Here is a 2,725-nt window from a genome sequence, read left to right on the forward strand (position 1 = left end):
GCCCGAGGTTCCCACCCTCGAAGTCCAGATCAACGACGCGGGGGACGACCCGCGGGCCGCTTTCGCCGCACTGCGCGAATCCGCCTCCCACCAGGTCTTCGACCCCGCCGTCTGGCCGCTGTTCGCGATCCGGGGCGTCCGCTGCGGACGCACCACACGGCTCGCCGTGGGCATCGACAACATCGCCCTGGACGCCCTGAGCATCCTCACCCTGTACGCCGAACTCGCCCGCCTGTACGCCGACCCGGACGCCGCCCTCCCCCCGGTGGACGTGTCCTTCCGCGACTACGTGTGCGCCACCGCACCCGACCCGGAGGCGGTGGAGCGGGCCCGCGCCCACTGGACCGGACTCCTGGCCGACCTGCCGCCGGCGCCCGCCCTGCCGCTGGCCAAGGACCCTGCCGCCGTCGTGCGCCCCCGATTCAGCAGGCGGGAGACCCGGATCGCCCCGGACCGCTGGCAGGCCCTCACCGAGCGGGCCCGCGAGCACGGACTCACCCCCTCCGGCGTGCTGCTGAGCGCCTTCGCCGAGATCCTCGGCCGCTTCAGCGCCCGGCCCGACCTGACGCTCAACCTCACCCTCTTCGACCGCCGCGACGTCCACCCGCACATCGGCCGTGTCCTCGGCGACTTCACCTCCCTGATGCTCGTAGCCTGCCGCCCCGAACCGGGCGACGACTGGCTCACTCGCGCCCGGCGGGTCCAGCGGGAGCTGTGGCGCTCCCTCGACCACCGGGAGGTCTCCGCCGTATGGGTGCTGCGGGAACTCGCCCGCCGTACCGGCGCCCCCGAGACCGTCATGCCCGTCGTCTTCACCAGCGCCCTCGGCGTCGGCGGCGCCGCGGCCGGGGCGCCCTTCGACCGGTACGCGTACGGCGTGTCCCAGACGCCGCAGGTCTGGCTCGACCACCAGGTCACCGAGGACGCCGACGGCGTGTGCCTCAACTGGGACGCGGTGGACGAACTGTTCCCCACCGGCCTGCTCGACACGATGTTCGACGCCTATACGCGCCTCGTCGACGCCCTGGCCGTCGCCGACTGGACCCGGCCCGTCGCCGACCCGCTGCCCACCGCCGGACGCGCCGCACGGGCCGCCGCCAACGACACCGGGGCCGGCGTCCCCGGCGTGCTGCACGCGCCGTTCTTCCGCCGCGCCGCCGAGCGTCCGCAGGCGACCGCACTGCTGTGGGGCGAGGACGGCCGCACCACCTACGGCGAGCTGTCCGCGCGCGCCCTGCGTCTCGCCGGCTCCCTCGCCGAACACGGCGTACGGCGCGGCGACACGGTCGCGATCGCCTTGCCCAAGGGCCCCGACCAGATCGCCGCGGTCCTCGGCGTCCTGGCGGCCGGCGCGCTCTACGTCCCCGTGGGCCTGGACCAGCCGCCGTCCCGGCGCGAGCGCGTCCACCGGCTCTCGGGCGCGCGGGTGTGCGTCACCCTGCCCCAGGAGCCGGTCCCCGGGGGGATCACCGCCGTCTCCGTCGACGAGCGCCCCGCACTCGACGCCCCCGCCGCTCCCGTGCCGACCGGCCCGGACGACCTCGCCTACGTGATCTTCACGTCCGGTTCCACGGGCGAGCCCAAGGGCGTCGAGATCACCCACGGCGCGGCCTCGAACACGGTCACCGATGTCAACGAGCGGTTCGGTGTGGAGTCCGCGGACCGGGTGCTGGCGGTGTCGGCGCTCGAATTCGACCTGTCCGTGTACGACATCTTCGGACCGCTCACGGCCGGCGGCGCCCTCGTCCTCGTAGACGAGGAGGACCGCCGCGACGCCGCGAGCTGGCTGGCCTCCGTACGCCGCCACCGCGCGACCGTGTGGAACAGCGTGCCCGCCCTGCTGGACATGCTGCTGACCGCCGCCGAGAGCACCCGGCCGCCCGAGTCGCTGCGGCTCGCGCTGGTCTCCGGGGACTGGGTCGGCCTGGACCTGCCCGGCCGGCTCGCCGCGCAGAACCCGTGGTGCCGGCTGGTCGCCCTGGGCGGCGCCACCGAGGCGGCCATCTGGTCCAACGCACACGAGATCACCGAAGTGGACCCGGACTGGGTCTCCATCCCGTACGGGCGTCCGCTGCGCGGTCAGGTCTTCCGCGTCGTCGACCCGTTCGGCCGGGACTGCCCCGACTGGGTGCCCGGCGAACTGTGGATCGGCGGGGCCGGTGTGGCACGCGGCTACCGCGGCGACCCGGCCCGTACCGGGGAGCGGTTCCGCGAGGCGGACGGCGAACGCTGGTACCGCACCGGCGACCGCGCCCGCTACTGGCCGGACGGGACGCTGGAGTTCCTCGGCCGCGCCGACCACCAGGTCAAGATCCGCGGCCACCGCGTCGAACTCGGCGAGGTCGAAGCGGCCCTGGCCGCCGCACCCGGCGTCGAGCGGGCCGTCGCCGTCGTCACCGGCACGGGCCGGCTGGCCGTCGCCGTGACCGGGGTCGCGGACACCGGCGGGCTGCGTGCCTTCGCCGCCGCACGGCTTCCACCGGCCATGGTCCCGGACCACATCGTCGCTCTCGACGGCCTTCCCCTCACCCCCAACGGCAAGACCGACCGCGCGGCCCTGGCCCGCCTCGTCGCCCTGGAGGCCGGCGCCCCCGCCCGCACCACCACCCCGCCGCGCGGGGAACACGAGCAGCGGATCGCCCGCGCCTGGGCCGACATCCTCGACGGAGGCGGCATCGGACGGGAGGACGACTTCTTCGCCCTCGGCGGCGACTCCCTGCTCGCC

At 75.3% G+C, this 2,725-nt stretch carries 1 protein-coding gene; it reads left to right on the top strand.

Annotation, left to right across the window (positions count from 1 at the left end):
* Nucleotides 1-2,725, top strand: a 2,725-nt coding sequence (locus ACFU99_RS40095; RefSeq protein WP_384402636.1) for an amino acid adenylation domain-containing protein, incomplete at both ends; no start/stop codon positions are given.

This window comes from Streptomyces sp. NPDC057654, from assembly GCF_042800135.1.
In the GTDB taxonomy this organism is placed as follows: domain Bacteria; phylum Actinomycetota; class Actinomycetes; order Streptomycetales; family Streptomycetaceae; genus Streptomyces.